Annotated in this window: 10 protein-coding genes; 2 read left to right on the forward strand and 8 right to left on the reverse strand. The window is 71.0% G+C overall.

Features of this window, described 5'->3' with window-relative positions; genetic code table 11:
- The 3 genes from ACIHAO_RS15830 to ACIHAO_RS15840 all read right to left on the reverse strand — a co-directional run bounded on the left by ACIHAO_RS15830 (position 1) and on the right by ACIHAO_RS15840 (position 3,612).
- Positions 1-804, reverse strand: coding sequence for an MlaE family ABC transporter permease (locus ACIHAO_RS15830; protein WP_396558354.1), 804 nt, complete (start codon positions 802-804; stop codon positions 1-3).
- A 2-nt stretch (positions 805-806) separates the two neighbouring features.
- Entirely contained in the window at positions 807-1,580 is a 774-nt protein-coding gene (locus tag ACIHAO_RS15835; RefSeq protein ID WP_396558356.1) for a hypothetical protein, read from the reverse strand.
- A gap of 448 nt (positions 1,581-2,028) precedes the next feature.
- A complete protein-coding gene (locus ACIHAO_RS15840; protein WP_396558358.1) occupies positions 2,029-3,612 on the reverse strand; it encodes a DUF6801 domain-containing protein in 1,584 nt (527 codons plus the stop codon).
- Between the two features lie 283 nt (positions 3,613-3,895).
- Between ACIHAO_RS15840 and ACIHAO_RS15845 the strand changes: the two genes are divergently transcribed.
- Both ACIHAO_RS15845 and ACIHAO_RS15850 read left to right on the forward strand, forming a co-directional pair.
- On the forward strand, positions 3,896-4,840 hold the full coding sequence (locus ACIHAO_RS15845; protein ID WP_396558360.1) for an ATP-binding cassette domain-containing protein: 945 nt from the start codon (positions 3,896-3,898) through the stop codon (positions 4,838-4,840).
- A complete protein-coding gene (locus ACIHAO_RS15850) occupies positions 4,837-5,694 on the forward strand; it encodes an ABC transporter permease (RefSeq protein ID WP_396558362.1) in 858 nt (285 codons plus the stop codon). Before ACIHAO_RS15845 ends, ACIHAO_RS15850 begins: the two co-directional genes overlap by 4 nt.
- 492 nt (positions 5,695-6,186) lie before the next feature.
- On the opposite strand, the gene ACIHAO_RS15855 is transcribed toward ACIHAO_RS15850, so the two are convergent.
- The 5 genes from ACIHAO_RS15855 to ACIHAO_RS15875 are packed head-to-tail and all read right to left on the reverse strand — an operon-like array spanning position 6,187 to position 18,792.
- Positions 6,187-7,320, reverse strand: a complete 1,134-nt coding sequence (locus ACIHAO_RS15855; RefSeq protein ID WP_396558364.1) for a glycosyltransferase — start codon at positions 7,318-7,320, stop codon at positions 6,187-6,189.
- Positions 7,317-8,102 carry an alpha/beta fold hydrolase gene (locus ACIHAO_RS15860; protein ID WP_125787039.1) on the reverse strand — a complete coding sequence of 262 codons (786 nt, stop codon included), beginning with the start codon at positions 8,100-8,102 and terminating at the stop codon, positions 7,317-7,319. The genes ACIHAO_RS15855 and ACIHAO_RS15860 overlap by 4 nt, the downstream gene beginning before the upstream one ends.
- Positions 8,103-8,106: 4 nt before the next feature.
- Positions 8,107-8,406: a phosphopantetheine-binding protein gene (locus ACIHAO_RS15865; protein ID WP_101608575.1), complete on the reverse strand. Its 300-nt coding sequence runs from the start codon at positions 8,404-8,406 to the stop codon at positions 8,107-8,109.
- Between the two features lie 16 nt (positions 8,407-8,422).
- On the reverse strand, positions 8,423-12,445 hold the full coding sequence (locus ACIHAO_RS15870) for a beta-ketoacyl synthase N-terminal-like domain-containing protein (RefSeq protein ID WP_396558806.1): 4,023 nt from the start codon (positions 12,443-12,445) through the stop codon (positions 8,423-8,425).
- Positions 12,446-12,468: 23 nt separating this feature from the next.
- Positions 12,469-18,792: an SDR family NAD(P)-dependent oxidoreductase gene (locus ACIHAO_RS15875; protein ID WP_396558367.1), complete on the reverse strand. Its 6,324-nt coding sequence runs from the start codon at positions 18,790-18,792 to the stop codon at positions 12,469-12,471.
- Positions 18,793-18,948: the final 156 nt, after the last annotated feature.

The raw sequence follows: 18,948 nt of genomic DNA on the forward strand, positions 1-18,948 counted from the left end.
TCAGGTTCCCTTCGCCGGGACGAGCTGCAGGTACAGCGCGGTCAGGATGGTGTTGACGAAGAACAGGAGCAGGAACGTGATCACCACCGACTGGTTGACGACGTCACCGACGCCTTTGGGGCCACCCCTGGGATTCAGCCCCCGATAGGCCGCGACGACGCCGGCGAGGAAACCGAAGATGAACGCCTTGATCGAGCTGACCACGAGGTCGGGCAGCTGGGCGAGCGCGTTGAAACTCGCGAGATACGCGCCCGGGGTGCCGCCCTGCACGATGACGTTGAAGAAGTAGCCGCCGAGCACGCCGACGACACTGACCAAACCGTTCAGCAGCACCGAAACGCCGATGGCCGCCTGCACACGGGGCACGATCAGCCGGTGGATCGGCGAAACGCCGAGCACCTCCATCGCGTCGATCTCTTCGCGGATGGAGCGGGCACCGAGGTCCGCGCAGATCGCCGAACCACCCGCGCCCGCGATGATCAGCGTGGTCACGATCGGGCTGGCCTGCTGCACCACGGCGAGGACACTCGCGGCGCCGTTGAACTGCTGCGCGCCGATCTGGCTCGTGAGCGAGCCGAGTTGCAGCGAGATCACCGCGCCGAACGGGATCGACACGAGGATCGCCGGCGTGATCGACACACTCGCGATGAACCAGAACTGCTGGATGAACTCCCGGACCTGCACCGGGCGGCGGAACATCGCGAGGACGACGTCGATCCCCATGGCGCACATGCGGCCGAATTCGCGCAGCCCCGCGGCGGCCTTCTCCGGCGCGCGGGCGAGCAGGGCGACAGGATTGGACATCGTCAGGCTCCGCATCCGTTGGGCGGCGGGCCCGAGCCGACGCACCGCAGCACGAGGTTGGTGACCAACGTGTTGCCGGGGCCGGAGACCAGGCCGGTGAGCAACGGGCTCAGGTCTTCGCGCACGCCGCACCCGCTGAACGCGGGAGTCGCGAAGGTGCTGGTGACCTTCACCGGCGAGGCGGGGAACGCGAGCGGCACCAGGGCTTTGATGTTCACCACCGCCGACTGCGCGGTCCGGCAGTTCGGGCCGACGTCGAGGACCTTGCCGTCCACTTTGACGTTCGAGAGCTTGATGAACACCTTGTTGGTGACGTCGGTGTGCGCGCAGATGTTGGTGCCGACCTCCTTGCAGTCGCCCGTGGCGCCGGTGTCCACGTCGACGACGCCGGTCGCGTCGCCGTCCGGGATGAGTTCGACGGTGCCGGTGGCGGGCATGAACCGGAAGGAGATGAAGTAGCTCGACGTCGACGGGATGGCGAGCTTGCCGGTGATCGGCGAGGTGTCGCTGAAACCGAGGATCGAGCCGTCGAACCGGCCCTGCGGGAACGTGATGTCCGAGCCGAGTTTCGCGACACGGCTCGTGGTGGGCTGCTTTTCGTCGCCGACGTAGAAGCCGAACTTCAACCCGGCCTGCGCGGCGGCAGGCGGCTTTTCCTGTTCGGCCTGCTGGATCCGCGCGGGCTCCGCGGAGGCGGAAGCCAAGGAAAGCGCCCCCAGCCCCAGCACCACCGGGAGCAGGAAGGCGCGCGGAACGCGCCCGGTCATCACTGACATTCGGGCTTCCTCACTTCGACTTTCTCCGGCCGAACGGCCAACTCGTGCAGCACGCTACTGGCGGAAGATCAGGGACACAAGTAATGCGGGAATGGACGGGCGGAACCGCGGGAATGTTGTAATGGGCGTAACTGTTTCGCGTTGGCGCTCGTGAGTGGTGATGACGGTTATTGAGGGGTAAGGCGAACGTGGCCTGTTGCGTGCGATGGCGGCTCGCGCCGCGGCCTGATGCCCCCAATGTGGCATTGGGGACGCTGACCGTCCCCAATGCCACATTGGAGACATGCCCGGCTTCCGATTCCCCACGCACACCGCCAGGGATGACCAGCCTCCGCAAGCCCGCAACCAGGTGTCGCGAAAGTCGCTTCCGCAACCCAGCCAACCCCAGCGCACGCCACGGTTGCCTTACCCCTCAATAGAACCGTCGTTACCACTCACGAGACCGGGCCTACTTCTTGAGGGTGATCTCCAGGCTGTTCCCGTCGCCGGAGGCCATCGCGCTGATCATCGGCGTCAGCAGGCCACAACCGCGGAACTGCGGCAGCTTGTATTCAGCGGTCAGCTTGCCGCCCTTCAACGGGTTGAAGCCGTGCGACGAAACCAGCGGGATGTCGGCGGGCCGGACGGTCTTGCAGGTCGCGCTCGCCATGATCGGGAACCCGAACAGCCGCACCGTGAGCAGCTTGACGTCGACCTTCGCGTCGGCCTTCACCGCGCCCGCGTCGACGGTGCCCGTCACGTCGCCGACCTGGTTGATCTTCACCATCGCCGAGGCCGGGAAGAAGCCGAGGAAACGGAACTGCACGTTCGACGGCGGCAGCGACAACCGCCCGGTGAACTTGCCCGACTGCGCGTTCAGTTTCGCGCTGAACTCACCGGGGCCGAGCGGGAGCCTCGCGTTCAGGCCGGCGATCGTGGTCTTGCCCTTGACGCCGTAGGTGATCTGGGTGTCGCCCGGCGGCTGCGTCGTCGGGGTGGTCGGCACCGTGGTCGGGCTGGTCGGCTGGGTTGTCGGCGTCGGCTCCGTGGTGGGCGTCGGCTGGGTGCTCGACGTCGGGGTGGGCTCGGTCGTGGGAGTCGGCTCCGTGGTGGGGGTCGGTTGCGTGGTCGACGTCGGCTCGGTGGTCGGGCTCGTTGGCTGGGTCGTGGTCGGAGTGGGTTCCGTCGTCGGCGTCGGCTGGCTCGTGGTCGGGGTCGGCTCCGTGGTCGGAGTGGGTTCCGTGGTGGGAGTCGGCTGTGTCGTGGGGGTCGGTTGCGTGGTGGGAGTCGGCTGAGTCGTGGGGGTCGGCTGGGTCGTCGGCGTCGGCTGCGTCGTGGTCGGGGTCGGCTCCGTGGTCGGGGTCGGTTCCGTCGTGGGAGTCGTCGGCTGAGTGGTGGGAGTCGTCGGGATGGTCGGCGTCGTGGTGCCACCGCCGGCGGGCTTGATCTCGAACGTCCCCAGCTGCTGGTTCTGTCCCGGCTGGACGACACAGTCCGAGGTGAAGGTGCCGAGGTCGGTCGGCTGTCCCTGCGCGTTCTTCGGTGTCATGGTGGTGCTGAAGTTCCCGACCGTCACGAAAGCCGTGCCCGGGCTCGGGAAAGTGACCGCGGGCGCCTTGCCACTCGTCTTGACGTGGAACTCCCCCGATTCCGGCACCGGCGTGACCGGGATGACCAGCGGCAGGCCGAGGTTCAGCGTCTTGTCGACCGGATACTTCAGCACCGCGGCGGCCTTCGCGCTGCCTTCGACGGTGGTGGCACCCACGAGCGCGAGTCCCGCTGTCGCGTCCGCCGGGACGGTGACGTCGACGTCGAACGTGATCGGGGTGGAGGTCTTCCCGGCCACGGCGTCGTCCGGCAGGACGGTGTCGATCTTCACGACCAGGGTCTGGTCGCCGATCAACGGGAACGGGCAGGTGTACTTCAGCGTCAGCGACGCGGGCGCCGCCTCACTCAAGCCGGAACCGGCGACGGCCAGGGTGGCCGCGACGGCGGCCACCGTACCGGCGGCCAAGGCTTGCACGGATCTTTTCGACTTCAGTGGGAACTTCACAACGGTCACTCCCGGGAATCGGAGAATTGCGTGATCCGCCGAAACGGCGCGGACACGAAATCGACAAATTACCTGCGCCCACCCGCACCGGCAAGGACACCGAATCCGCCGCTTTTTCTTTGTCATACGCATGCGGTCGGCCGGTGAATTCACTGGCATCGGCGGCCTCGCGAAATCGTTTTTGTCACCTCCGTCAGCAGCCGCGAGCGAGGAACTGTCACCCGCGCCCGGAGTCCGCCCGCGTTCATTGCGGCCGTGTCGGAACAGCCGCTACGTTCGGCGAATGGAGCAGGCTGCCATCGAGGTGACCGGCCTCGCCAAGCACTACGGTGAAGTGACGGCCCTCGCCGGCATCAGCCTTCGTGTCGGCCGCGGCACCGTGCTCGCGGTGCTCGGCCACAACGGCGCGGGCAAGACGACGCTGATCGACATCCTGAGCACCCGGGTCAAGCCGAGCGGCGGCAGCGCCAAGGTCTGCGGTTTCGACGTCGTGCGCGCCGGGCATCACGTCCGGCGGCGGATCGGGGTCACCGGCCAGTTCGCGGCGGTCGACGACGCGCTCTCCGGCCGCGGCAACCTCGAACTCGTCGCCAGGCTCCTGGGCGCGAACCGTCGCCAGGCCAGGGCCCGCGCGGCCGAACTGCTCGCCATGTTCGGCCTCGACGACGCCGCGGACCGTCCGGCGCGGACGTATTCCGGTGGGATGCGGCGGCGGCTCGATCTCGCCGCCGGGCTCGTCGGCTCCCCCGAAGTCCTCTTCCTCGACGAACCGACGACCGGCCTCGATCCGCTCAGCCGGGCGGGGCTCTGGGACGGCGTCGAACGGCTCGCCGCGCGCGGCACCACCGTCGTGCTCACCACGCAGTACCTCGAGGAGGCGGACAGGCTGGCGGATCACGTCATCGTGCTGGGGCTGGGGCACGTCACGGTTTCCGGGCGGCCGTCGGAACTGAAGGCCCGGCTCGGGGAACGGACCGCGACCCTGACCTTCGGCACCGACCTCGCCGCCCGCCGCGCGCTGGCCGCGCTGCACCGGCTCGGCATGGGCTGCACGACGTCGGCCTCCGGGCTGGTGGTCGGCGTCGCGCTTTCCGGGCCCGCCGACATCACCGTGCTGGTCCGCGCGCTCGACGCGGCGGGCGCGCCGATGAAGGACCTCACCGTCGCCGAGCCGACGCTCGACGACGTCTACCTTTCCCTGCACCGGAATCCGGCGGTCGCGACATGACCGAGGCACGCCACCGCGCGCCTTCGCCGTCGGTGCTGACCGATCCGGCGGGCTGGCCGCCGAGCACCTTCGCCACCCAGGTCCGGGTGCTCGCCGCGCGGTCGCTGAAGACCGCTTTCGGCGACCGGCGGCTGGTGTTCTTCGGTCTGCTGCAGCCGATCGTGCTGCTCCTGCTGTTCAGTCAGGTCTTCAACGGGGTCAGCACGCTGCCCGGGGTCGCGGCCTATCAGGGCTACGTGAACTTCCTCGTCCCGGCGACGCTGGTGAACATCGCGATGACCACGGCGATGAGTTCCGGCGCCGGACTGCTCGCGGAGATCTACAGTGGCTTCACCGGACGTCTCCGGTGCATGCCCATCAGCCTTTCCGCCGTCCTGGTGGCGCGCACCATCTCCGACTCCGCCAGACTCGGCGTGCAACTGCTGGTGACCGCGCTCGCCAGCGTGGTGCTGCTGGGTTTCCGGCCCACCGGCGGTGTTTTCGGTGTCACCGCGGCACTTCTGCTCACGCTCGTCGTCGGCTGGTGCCTCAGCTGGATCTTCGTCGCCATCACGACCTGGCTGCGCAAGGCCGAAACCCTGCAGATGGCGTCCTTCGTGGTCATGTTCCCGCTGATGTTCTCCTCCAGCGCGTACATGCCGCTCGAGACGATGCCGGCCTGGCTGCGGGTGGCCTCGGCGCTCAACCCGCTGACCTACGCGATCGACGCGACGAGGGCGCTCGCGCTGGGCCGGCCCTCGGGCTGGTCGATCCCCGTCTCGCTCGCGATCGCCGCCGTGGCGGCGCTGGCGGGCGGATGGATCGCGGCAAGGACGTTCCGGACACCGCGGGACGTCACCCCGATGGCCGGGTGATGGGTCCTGATGATCGTGAGTGATAGGGACGGTTCTATTGAGGGGTAAGGCAAAGGTGGCAGGTTGCGAAAGTGGCTTTCGCAACCTCGGGAGCTGGGTGTGGCGGCAAAGGGGCCTTCGCTACGGCGGTGCCGTCGCTGAGACCCTTGGTCGAGACGGGTCGCAACGCCACTTTCGCGACACGCTCGCCCCACGGCCGCGAGCGAATCCCCGCGATCCGACACCTTTGCCCTACGCCTCAATGACCGTCTTTACCACTCACGAGGCCCAGCACCGGCGATCTCACGTGACTGACCGGACGACACACGTGATCCGGCGGACGACACGCGTGACTGAACGGACGACACGACCGCGGCCGGGGCCCTGCCACGAGCCGTCCGCCCGAACACGCGTGTCGTCCCTCCAAGCACGTGTGTCGTCCATCCAGTCACGCGAAACCGCCATCCGCGCACCGGCAAGGCACGGATTGGCTCTAGCCGTCCGTACCGACCCTCAGCTCGGCAGGGACTCCAGGTGGTCCGCCGCCGCCACGACTCCCCCGGCCGCCGCGAACGAGGCCCGCACTCGCGCGGCCGCCGCGGCGTAGGCGGGCTCGGTCAGCACTTCGGTGAGCGTGCGGCGGATGTCGGGTGCCTTCGCGCGGTCGAAGCGCAGCCGCAGCCCGGCACCGGCGGCCTCGACCTGCTGAGCGAGCATCGACTGGTCGTCCCGGATCGGCGCGATCACCAGCGGGAGCCCGGAAGCGAGGGTCTCGCTGACGGTGTTGTGCCCGCCGTGGCAGATCACCGCCGCCGCCTTCCGCACCAGCTCCGGCTGCGGAATCCGTTTGGCCAAAAGCACATCGTCGCTGATCAGCTCACCGGTGGGATCGACGACCAGACCTTGGACGGCCGGGATCCCGGCGAGGGCGTCGACGCATTCGGACAGGAAGCGGCGGCCGAGGGCGGCGTTGGCGGTGCCGAGGGTCGCGAGGACGAGCGGACGGCCGTCGAGCAGGTCCCACGAGAACCCCAGCGGGGGCGCGGGGGCCAGCGCGGGGCCGACGAACCGGACCGCGCCCGCGTCGGCGATCGGCCCCGTCAGGGACACGGTCGTGAAGGCCAGGACGAGATCCGGGGAGAAGCGCAGGTCGCCGCAGGACACCTTGTGGCGCTCACGAAGACCGTCCTGCAGGCCGTCGACCCAAGCGGCGATTTTTGGCATGGCGCCCAGCGGATCGCCGAGTTCGGTCGACGTCGACGCCGACGTGACCCACGGCAGAGCGCGGCGGCTCGCCACGAGGGCGCCCGCGAAGGCCTGCTGATCGGCGATCACGACGTCGGGACGGAAGTCGTCGACCGCCTTCTCGACGCCGGGCACCATCGCGTCCGCGAGCGGAACGAGGTACTGCTCCCACAGGAACTTCAGCGCCGCGAACCCGCGCAGGCCTTCGGGACGGCGCTCCACGGCGAACTCCAGCGCGTCGCCGGCCGCGTACACCCGGCCCGCGCGCGTCAGCTCGGACGTCGTGGGTTCCGGACCGCACCAGGCGACGTCGTGGCCGCGCCCCACCAGTTCGGCGGCCACCGCGCGCAACGGCGCCACGTGCCCGGTGAGCGGCGGGACGACCAGCAGGAACCGGCTCATCCGCGTGGCCTCCCGTGCCGGGAGATCCAGTTCAGCAGCAGCTCCCGGACTTCCCGGTGCTGCTCGACGAGCACCGAATGCCCTTGGCCCTCGAACACGTGCAACTCCCCACGCGGCAACAAGGACGTCAGCGCCGTGAGATCGTCGGCCTGATAGCCGTGGCTGCCCAAAATGGACAGTACGGGACAGTCGATCCCGGCCACCTGGTCCATGGTCAGCAGCGGGCCGAGCGGGACCTCCTCGGCCATCGACGTCGCCATGATCCGCTCGGCCGCCATTCGCGCGAGCCGCCGGTGATGGGCGCTGTAGTTGGCCTCGATCCAGTCGAAGCTCTCCTCGACCTTCAAGAACCGCACGGTGTGCTCGAGGATCTGCGCCATTTTGTCGGCCCACAGTTCGGTGGCGGGTTCCGATTCGATGCACACGATGCTGCGCACGCGGTCCGGTTTCGCCACGGCGTAGCTGTAGGCGAGGGTGCCGCCGAAACTGTTGCCGACCAGGTGGACCGGCCGGTCGAGATCGAGCTGGTCCAGCAGGTCGTCGAGGTCGGCGATGAAGTCCGCGATCGTGTACCCGCGCTCGGGGCGTTCGGTCTTGCCGTGCCCGCGCAGGTCGTAGCTGATCACGTCGACTCCGGCGGCGGCGACCGGCGGCGCCAGCGTGAGGTAGAAGCTCGCGAGGCTGTCGGTGCCCATGCCGTGCAGGAACACCACGGTCTCCGTGCCCCCGCCGGGCACGAGCTGCACGTTCGTGCGCAGCCCGTTGACGGTCATCGTCGGCACCGCCTCAGCCCCGTTCGCCGAGGCGGGCGGCGACGTAGTCCGCGATGTCGCCGACGCGGAGTCCGATCACGTCGTCCAAATCCTTCTCGGCCAGGAACTCGGCGAGGTTCACGTCCGCGCCGAAGAACTCGGCGAGGATGCTCGCGAAGGTGACCAGGTCGATGCTCTCCAGCTGGAGATCCTCGTGGAAGGTGGTCTGCGGGGTGATCTCGATGCCGAGGACGTCGGTGTCCCCGACCAGTTCCCTCAGCAACTCGGCCACGGTCCCGAAGACCGACGCCGGGCTCTGCTGTTCGATGGTCATGCTCTGCTCCTTGCTCTTACCCGCGGTTCCAGGCCACCACGTGCCCGGGGATTCCGGCGAATTCCGCCCCGATACCGATCTCCTCGGCGAGCCCGGCCTGCTCACCTTCCGCCCGGATCGCGATCCGGGGCGGCGTCGCGGCCTGCTCGCGGACGAGGGCGACCGCGACCTCTCCCGCCGACGCGACGGCCACCGCCAACGGTGGCACCGTCCGGCCGTGGAGGCCGGTCACCCTGGTCCCGTCGGCGCTCACGCGAAGCTCCGCCGGGTACACGCCGTCCCAGCCGAGTTTCGCGCGGACGGCGTCCTTGATCGCGATCCGTTCCAGCAGCCAGCCGCGCTGCCGCCGGGGCGCGCAGGCGGCGAACTCGGCCCGTTCCTCCGCGCCGAGGTAGACGCCGGCGTAGATGTCGCGCGCGGCGGGGCTCGGCCAGCGGTCGGTGACCAGGGTCCAGCCGCCGTGGTGATCCTCGGAAAGCCGGTGCCGGTCCGGGAAGGCGTAGACCCGGTGTGCGGGCCGGTCGCACGGGAACCGGATGTCCCGCCACTGTTCGATCCTGGCCAGCACGGCGCCGTCGCGTACGAGTTCGGCGTCCATCTCCAGCACGTCCGGCCGCGGCAGCCGGACCCGGACCACGCATCGCAGCCGGGTGCCCGGCGCCGGTTCCGGCCCATACCAGGTGATCCGGCCCATCGACGTCGGGAAGGCCAGCAGTGCGTCCGCCTTGGTGGCCATCAGCCAGCAGCCGAGCAGCTGGCCGACGTTGTCCAGCAGCGCGCCGGGCGCCGACGGCACGACGAGGTCGCCGCGGATATGCCGTTCGCCCAGCCCGATGAGCTTCGCGAGGCCTTGGTACGCGGGCCCATGGAACATCTCGCGGCGCGTGTAGATCTCGGCGGCGCTCAGCGGCGGCGCGGTTTCCGGCCCTGGGAGCGGCGACGGCCGGGGCGCCGTGGGATACCGCTGCGCCAGGTGGACGTCCATACTGGCGTGCGGTCCTATCTGGACACTGATCCGGTCGCCTTCGCGGGTCATCGAAAGCGGGACGCGCACCGCCGGCGCGGCGATCAGCCATCGGGAGAACGCCGCGTTGCTCACGCCGGTCGCGACCGAACCCGGCCAAGCCCGTTCCGCCGCCCGGCACGCCAGGTCGACCAGCGTCGTCGCCGGGACCGTGGGGCGGAAGTCCGCTTCCTCGGGCCAATCCTCGCGCTGGCGGAAGAACCGGTGATCCACCAGGTACGGCATCGTGGCGAGTGAGACGTCCACAGTGGACTCGGAGGTCCGCCGTGCCGCCGCGTTGACGACGCTCGCCGCCGCCTGGCGGGTCTCGGAGAGCAGCGCGGTGAACTCGGCGACGATCGCGTCCGGCACGCCGTCGACCAGCTCGGGAACCGCGCCGTCGAACATGCCTTTGGCGTCACCGTCGACCGCGAGCAGGGTGCCCGCCGTGTCGATCCGGGTCCGGCGTGGTTCCAGCGCGTCGAACGCGGGCCGTCCGCCTTCCACCCAGACCGCGGTGGCCACCCGGCGCAGCTGCGCGAGACCGGGCCGCGTGCCGGAGGACGCCGGGATGACCAGGTGCGGTCGCGAACCCAGCGTGTCCGTCACGAACGAACCGAGCTGACCGGCTCCCGCCTGTACGAAGACCCGGGCGCCGTCGGCGTAGAGCGCCTCGACGAGCTCCCGGAACCGGACCTTGCGCACCAGATGGGCCAGGTAGAGCTCGCGGACCTCCACCGGATCCGCGGGATACGGCCGTGCCGTGGTCGCCGACCAGACCGGGATGCGCGGCGGCTTCAGGTCAAGTTCGGCGGCGAGCCGGGTGAACGGGCCGAGCCGCGAGCGCATCAGCGGGGTGTGGAACCCGGACCGGAACGGCAGTGTCCTGGCGACGACGCCGTGCTGGGTGCACAGCTTGGCGAGCCGGGCCGCGGCCGCCGGATCCCCGCATACGATCGTCTGCCGCGGCGCGTTCTCGTGGGAGATCATCAGCTCCGGTTCGGCGGCGAGCAGCGCCTCCGCGCGTTCGGCGGAGCAGCCGAGAACGAGGAACTCGGCGTCGGGCAAGGTGAATCCCTGTGGCCAGTACTGAGCCAACATGTCCTCTGTGGACTGTCCGGGGTACATCCCCGCCGCCTGCATCGCGGTCCATTCGCCGACGCTGTGCCCGGCGAGCAGATCCGGCGTGATGGCGAGCCGTCGCAGCGCGGTGTCGAGCAGCAACCCGACCTGGGACACGCTGGAAGCACGCGCGAGCACGCTCGCCGTCGACCACTCGGGCCGCTCCAGGCCGAAGTGCCGGGCGACGTCGGCGCAGCGCGGTTCCGCGTCGGCTTCCAGTCCCGGGTAGACGAACGCGGTCTTCGCCCCGTTCTGTTGCAACAGAGGCTCCGTGCCGCACCAGATGTCGTTGGGACCGCGCCAGGATTTGCCCTCGGCCGTGACCTTCGCGAGCACCCTCCGCGCGACTTCCAGCCGCTTCGCGGTCGGGCCGACGATCCCGATCCGGCACGGGCCGTGTCCGCCGGATTCCGGCTCCTGGCGGTCGAGCAGCGCGCGCAGTTCGTCCGGTGTGGGCGCCGCGAGCCGCAGGACACGCTCGGGCTCCGCGGTCACCTTGGCCCGTTGTGGCCGCGCCGGCGCCGGGTCGGCCTCCTCCAGCACCACGTGCGCGTTGACGCCGCCGAAACCGAAGGCGTTGACCGCCGCCCGGCGCGGGACATCGCCCGCCTGCCACCGCTCGGCGGCGGCCAGCGTGCGGAACCGGGTCTTGTCCAGCAGCGGACTGGGATCCGCGCAGTTCAGGGTGGGTGGCAGGACTGCGTGGTGCAGCGCGAGCGCCGCCTTGATCAGCCCGGCGGCCCCGGCGGTCGGCATGGTGTGCCCGATCATCGCCTTGACCGCGCCGATCGCCGCGCGCGGTCCGTCCGGCGGGCCGAACACCTCGGCGAGGGTGGTCAGTTCGGCCGCGTCCCCGGTCGGTGTCGCGGTACCGTGCGCCTCCAGCAGGCCGAGCGCGCCGGGCGCGGTGGGATCGAGGCCCGCCGACGCCCACGCTCGGCGCAGCGCCAGGGTCTGGCCTGCCACGGCCGGGCTGAGCAGGCTCGCGCCCTTGCCGTCGCTCGACGTCCCGGATCCGCGCAGCACCGCGTAGACCCGGTCGCCGTCGCGGCGTGCGTCGTAGAACCGTTTCAGCACCACGATCGCGGTGCCCTCGCCGATCAAAAGACCGTCCGCGTCGCGAGAGAACGGGCTGATCCGCTGGCTCGGCGACAGGGCACCGAGCTGGGTGAACATCGACCAGAGTGTGTCGTCGTGGCAGTGATGCACGCCGCCGGCGAGCACGACGTCGCAGCGGCGACGGGCGAGTTCGCCGATCGCCTGGTCCACGGCGAGCAGCGAGGACGCGCAGGCGGCGTCCACCGTGTACGCGGGGCCGCCGAGGTCCAGCCGGTTGGCGACCCGCGACGCGGCGAGGTTCGGCACCAGCCCGATCGCGCTGTCCGGCCGGAACTCGCCGAGCGGTTCCAGCAGCGCGTCGCGGAGCCTGTCGAGCATCTCCGGACGCGCCGACGGGAGAAGGTCCCGGACGGCGCCGGTGATCTGACGGACCGACCGGACGCGCTGGTCGAACCGCTGGAGCCCGGGCGAGAGGTAACCGCCCCTGCCGAGGATCACGCCGACGCGTTCGAGGTCGCCCAGCCGCCGCAGGCCACCGGCGTCGTCGACGGCGGAAGCGGCCACGGCCAGCGCGACCAGCTGGTCGGGTTCCATCCCGGCGACGGAACTCGGGGCGATGCCGAGCGCGGTCGCGTCGAAGTCCAGGCTGTCGGCGACGAACCCGCCGCGCCGCCCGTAGGTGCGGTCGGGAGTGCGGCCGTCGCGAGCGTGGAAACTCGGATCCCAGCGGTGCGGCGGGATCTCGGTGATCGCGTCGGTGCCGGAAACGATGTTCTGCCAGTACTCGTCCACAGTGGACGAACCGGGAAGGAAGACACCCATCCCGACGATCGCGACCGGCTCCTGGTTCAGCACGGTCTGGTTCACCACGGTTTGGTTCACCACAGTGACGCCGTGTACAGCACGGAGCGGACGTCGGCCGGGCCGAAGGCGAGCTCACGCAAGAGCGCGGCCGTGCCTTCGTCCGGATCGATCAGCGCCACCTCGCGGCGTTCGTACTCGCGCGCCAGTTCCGGCGACACCATGCCCGCGTGGTCCTCCGAGGGGGCCCACGGTCCCCAGTGGACGGTCAGCGCCCGGCAGCCGGTGCGTTCCGCCCACTGTTCGCCGAGGGTTTCCAGCGCGTCGTTCGCCGCCGCGTAGTCGGTCTGGCCCCGGTTCCCCAGCACCGCGGCGATGCTGCCGAAGAACGTCACGAATCCGGGTCGCACCCCGAAATGCTCCAAAGCGTCGAGCAACGCGCGCGCACCATCCACTTTGGTCCCGTAGACCGTGCGGAACGAGTGCTCGTCCTTGTCGGCCATCAGTTTGTCGTCGATCACCCCGGCCGCGTGGACGACGCCGTCGATCCGGCCGTAGCGGGTGTGCAGATCCTTGACCACTTGCCGGACGGCGGCGCCGTCGCGCACGTCGAGCGACCGGTAGGCCGCGACACCGCCCGCCGCGCCGATCTGGTCGAGTGTTCTCGCGATCTCACGCTGGGCCAGCACGGTGCGCACCCGGCGTTCGATGTCCGCCAGCGAACCACCTCGCGCGGCCAAGGCCGAGCGCATCCCCGGCGCGTCGCCGGGCAGGTCGTCGTCGCCGGGTTCGGCGGGCCAAGGGGTGCGCCCGGCCAGTTCGATCCGGCATCCGCTCGCCGCCAGCGCGACCGCCGCCCGTGCGGTGATCCCGCGGGCGCCGCCGATCAGCAGCAGCACCGAATCCTGGTCGAGGCCGAGTGCCTTGACCTCTCCGCCGCCGGGACCGGCGCCCGCGTACGCGATCGAACCGAGAGAGCCCGCGGACGGTTCGAACGCGGCACGCCCCGCGGTGTCGTAGCGGACGGCCACCGGCCCGTCGGCGATCGCCTCTTCCAGCACTATCCGCGCCAAGTCCACTGTGGACTCCAGCTCGACCAGCCTGGTCGGCTCGGTCCGCTCCCGCGCCGCGGCACGGACGAGGCCGCGCAGTCCGGCCGTATGCCCGGCGCCCGGCCTCGCCACCACGACCACCGCGCCCTTGGCTGCTTTGAGCAGGCCGAAGACCTGCGCGGCGACCGGTTCTTCCGCGTCCGACAACGGGTTCAGCACGAGGACGAAGTCGGCCTCGGCCCGCTCCCCCGGCACGGCGCCCGCGTCGATGAACACCGCGCGGACCGACTCGGCCAGTTCCTCCTGGCCGGGTTCGAAGCTCACCGAGACCGTCTTGCCGTTCACCCTGGCGAGATCGGGTGTCGGGAGTGGCGCGGACACGCGGCTGAGCAGGTACCGGCCGGGCGAGGTGCCCGCGGGCGCCGGTGCCACGGCGGCCGGGGCGGCCGGTTCGAGCCACTTCCGCAGCCGCGCGGCAAGCGCACTCGCCGTCCGGTCGCGGCTGAGCTGATCCTGGGCGTCGTCGTGCACCCGTCCGTTGAGGCCGAGCTTCGCGAGCAGCGTGCCCGCGATCTCGGTGCGTTTGATCGAGTCGATGGAAAGATCCGCTTCCAGATCGAGATCGGCGTCGATCATCTCGGCCGGATAGCCGGTGCGTTCGCTGATCGCGCCGATCACGGTGGCCAGGACGTCGGTGCTCGGGGCTTCTCGTGACGGCACCGCGGCGACCGGTTCCGGCTCGACGGCGGGCCGGGACACGACGACAGGCGCCTCGACCGGCAGCGCCGACGGCACGACCGGGACCTGCACCGTGGCCGGGGCGAGCGGCGCGGTGCCGAGGTAGCCCAGCATCACGTCCCGTTGCGCCGCCAGCATTTCACGGCTGGTGCGGAGGAATTCGACGACGGCCTGGTCGCGACCGGGCACGGGCTGGTTCATGGTCGTCCTCGGGATTCGTCGGGCGGGCACGAGCCCATGGGCGGGGACCTCGCCGCCGGGCGCGCGGACGGTCTGGCCGTCCACGGTCCAGGCGGGCGCGGGAAGCGGGCCGACGCGGACGCGGCCGTGGAAGAGCCGTTCGGTGCGCACGTCGACGCCCGTGAGCGCCAGGCGCGCGAGCGCGGTGAGGAACCCTCGCAGCCCTGGCCCACCGGGGTCGCAGGCGATCACGGTATGCGGCCGGTCACCGAGGATTTCCGTGGCCAGCCGGGAAAGCACCTGCCCCGGGCCGACCTCGACGAACGTGCGCGCGCCTGCCGCGTACATGTCTTCGATCAGCTCGACGAAGCGCACCGGCGACCCGATCTGCGCGGCGAGCTCCGCGCGGACGGCTCCGGCGTCGTACGGCCGGGCGGTGCGGTTCGACCACACCGGCGCGTCCGGCTCACCGATCTCGGCGTTGTCGAGATCGACGGCGAACACGTCACTCGCCCCGGCCACCAGCGGACTGTGGAAGGCGCAGGCGACGGGGATCCGCTTGGCCGAGATCCCCTGGCCCCGCAGTACGCGGACGGCCTCCTCCACGGCGGCCGTCGGTCCGGAAAGGACGGTCTGGCCCGGCGCGTTGTGGTTGGCGAGCACGACGTCCGGGTGGTCGAGGGCGGCGGCCAGTTCCTCGCGGGACGCCTTCACCGCGGCCATCGCGCCCGGATCGGAGCCCGCGACTTCGGCGATCGAGCGGGCCCTTGCCCGGCTGAGCGCCACCAAGGTCGGGGTGTCGAAGGCGCCCGCGACCGACAGCGCGGTCAGTTCGCCGTAGCTGTGCCCCGCCAGCAGGTCCGGCCGGACACCGAGATCGGCCAGCAACCGGCACACGGCCGACTCGACGAGGCCGAGCGCGGGCTGCGCGACCCGGGTGTCCTTGAGCGCCTCGTTCTGGGCGGCACGTGCCTCTTCGGTGAACGCGCGCGGCGGGAAGGTGGTCGCGGCGACGTCGGGAGCGAGCCCCAGCACGTCGGCCAGCTCGGGGAAATGCACGAACAGCTCCGCCAGCATCCCCGTGCGCTGGCTGCCTTGGCCGGGGAACAGGAACGCGACCGCGCCGGCTTCGGTGTCCTCCGCGACGAGCCCTCCGCCGTTCTCGGCGGCCTCACGCAGTTCCGCGAGGTCACTCGCGACGACCGCGAGCCGCACCGGCTCGGATCCGCCCCGTTCGGCGGCGAGCGCGGCGATCTCCCGCAGCGGACGGCCTTCGTTCGCCGCGAGCAGGTCACGCAACGCGGTCCGCGCTCCGTCCACATCGGACCCGCGGAGCAGGACCAGCTCGGCGTCCCAGTCACGCGGGCCGTGCCGCCGTCCCGGCGGTACCCCCGGGGCGGCGAGCACCGCGTGGAAGTTGGTGCCCCCGAACCCGAACGCGCTCACTCCGGCGAACTCGCGGCCGCGGCGAACCGGCGTCGGCCGGGCTCCGGTGGAGAAGGTGAAGGGACTGCGCTCGGCGTCCCAGGCGGGGTTCGGTGTGCTCAGGTGCAGCGTGGGCGGCACGACCTCGTGCCAGAGCGCCAGCGCCGCCTTCACCAGTCCCGCCAGCCCCGCGGCGCATTTCGTGTGCCCGATCTGACTCTTCACCGAACCCAGCGCGCACGTGCCCGGTTCGGCGCCCGCGTCGAGGAAGAACTCGGTGAGCGTGGTCAGCTCGGTGGCGTCGCCGACGACCGTCCCGGTGCCGTGCGCTTCCACCAGCGAGACGTCCGCCGGGGACACGCCTGCGTCGCGATACGCCCTGGCGAGAGCGCGCCGTTGCCCCTCGGGGCGCGGCGCGGTGAGGCCCAGCGCCTTGCCGTCGCTGGCGGCGCCGACGCCCTTGACCACGGCGTAGACGCGATCGCCGTCGCGTTCGGCGTCGGCCCGCCGCTTGAGCACGAGACACGCGACGCCCTCGCCGAGCGCGATCCCGTCGGCCGACGCGTCGAACGGGCGGCACCGGCCGGTCGGCGACAGCGCGCCCGCGGAGGTGAACATGAGGTAGTCGTTGACGCCGTTGTGCAGGTCGACGGCGCCGCACAGGACCATCGAGCTCGTACCCGCCCGCAGTTCCTTCACCGCGAGGTCCAGCGCCGCCAGCGAAGATCCACAGGCGGCGTCCACGGTGTAGTTGGTGCCGCCGAGGTCGAGGCGGTTGGCGATCCGGCCGGAGATGACGTTGGCGAGCGTGCCGGGGAACGAATCTTCGGTCAGCTCCGGCAATTGCGCGAGGAGCTCTTCCGGAACGTCTTCGAGATAGCTGGGCAGCAGCGCGCGCAGCACACCCGCGTTCGCGAGGTCGCCCCCGGCCTCGGCGCCGAAGATGACGCTGGTGCGCTCGCGGTCGAAGCCGCCGTCGCCGTAGCCCGCGTCTTCGAGGGCTCGCCGTGCCGTCTGCAGGGACACCAGCTGGGCCGGGTCGATGCTGCCCATCGAGTTGGGCGGGATGCCGTACGCGAGCGGGTCGAAGTCCACGGCAGGCAGGAAACCGCCCCATTTCGACGTCGACTGGTCCGCGTAGACGTCGGTGTCCCAGCGCTGATCCGGCACCTCGGTGACGGCGTCCGCGCCGCGCAGGACGTTGGACCAGAAGGCCGGGAGGTCGGGTGCCCCGGGGAACACGCACGCCATGCCGACGATGGCGATGTCACCGTCCACAACGGACTCCTCGGGCGCGGTACGGCCGGCGAGCAGGTCCGCCGCGCCATCGGTCACTTCCCGGTGCAGAGCGGCGATGTCGGTGCGCCGCTCGCGCAGCACCGTCACCTGGCCCGCCATGTACATGCCCTCGGCGAGCTGGCCGAGCGCGTCGACCTCGACGAGGGCGTCGCCTTCCCGCCGGATGCCCTTGCTCGCGATCCGCAGCCGTCCGGTGTTCAGCTCCTCCAGCCGTTGCCAGCTCTCCTGCGGCGGGACGCCGTCCGCGCGTAGCCCGGCCTTCAGCGCGGCGAACTCGTCGGTGTACGGGCTGGGCAGACAGCGGGTCAGGTGACCGGGCGCGGTCTCCAGGGTGACCGTGGATCCGGCGTCGAGCACCCGGTCCTGGAAGACCTCGGTGATGGCGCCGTGGGTCACGGCTTCCTCGGTGAACAGGTACGCGGTGCCCATCAGGACACCGATCCCCGTCAGCGGCCCCGCCATCGCCGAGACCATGGCGGCGGACCGGGCGTCGTGGATCCCGCCCGCGAACAGCACCTCGACGTCCTCGGCGCCGTGTTCGCGCAGGACGTCCAGCTGCTGCTCCCACAGCACGAAACTGGACCGCGGGCCGATATGCCCGCCGCATTCGGCGCCCTCGAAGACGAACCGGCGGATCCCGGCGTCGAGGAACTGCCGCAGGAGGATCGGGGACGGCACGTGGAGGAAGGTCGCGATCCCGTCGGCCTCCAGCGCCTTGGCCTGCGCGGGTTTCCCGCCGGCGATCAGCACGCAGCGCGGACGCGCCGCGCGGACCGCCGCGAGTTGCTCGGCGCGCAGCGCCTCCGGCACGAAGCCCAGGATGCCCGCGCCCCAAGGCCGTTCGCCGAGCGCTTCGGCGGTGCGGCCGAGCAGTTCGGTGGTCTTGGCGCCGTTCGCGGTGGCCACGGCGACGAACGGGAAGCCGTCGTGCGCGGCGACGGCGGCGGCGAACCCGGGCTGGTCGCTCACCCGCGTCATCGGCCCCTGCACGACCGGCAGGCGGGTCCCCAACGTGCGGCACAGCCGTACGCCTTGGTCCGAGGGGCTCGCCGAAGACGGAGCGGCAAGAGACCGCACGACCGATCGGACGGCGCTTTCCGCGTCCTCGAAGCGGTGCGCGAACAACGCGGTGAGCCCGTCGTCGGCCCTGGCCAGTTCGGCCCGCGCGGCCGCGGGCACGTCGGCTTCCGGGAACAGGCCGAGCCCGTCGAGCACCACACCCGCCGCGCCCCCGGCGATGGCGGCCACCGCCGTCCTCGGCCCGATGCCCCCGTACGCCCACACCGGGACGTCTTCGCCGAACCGCTCCAGCAACCGCTGCAGCAGAACGAACGTGGTGAGGTCCGAGCCGCCCGCCTCGGCTCCCTTCGCCACCAGACCGGTGGCGCCGGTGTCGAGCATCCGGACGGCCTGCTCGACATTGGTCACCTCGGCCAGCACGGGAAGGTCGGCCCTGCCCCGCCAAACCGCTCCCTCGGCCAGGAGGACGAGGCCCGCACCGCTCTCCCGCGCCTCTTCGTCCCGCAGGTGGCGGCCCGCCGGGACTCGGAGACCGAAAGGGAACCTGCTGTCCGATGTGGACATTGTGGTCCCGATGTCCACGATCCCGAGGCCGCCGCCCCTGGCGACGGCGGCGGCCAGCCCCGGATCCGGACGTCCGAGCGGGTTGACGCCGAGTACCCGCGTGCGCGCCGTCGCATGACTCACCGGCGGACCTCCTGTTCGGCTGGGGCTGGTCGAACCTCGCCGGGTTCGGCGATCTTTCAGCGGGATTCCCAAGAAATAACCTACTTGCCGCAGAGAGCGCAATACTCCCGCACGAGAACTCGGAAAACAAGGGATCGCATGCTAAAGTCCGGCGCC

The organism is Amycolatopsis sp. NPDC052450 (assembly GCF_044547565.1).
Lineage (GTDB): Bacteria > Actinomycetota > Actinomycetes > Mycobacteriales > Pseudonocardiaceae > Amycolatopsis.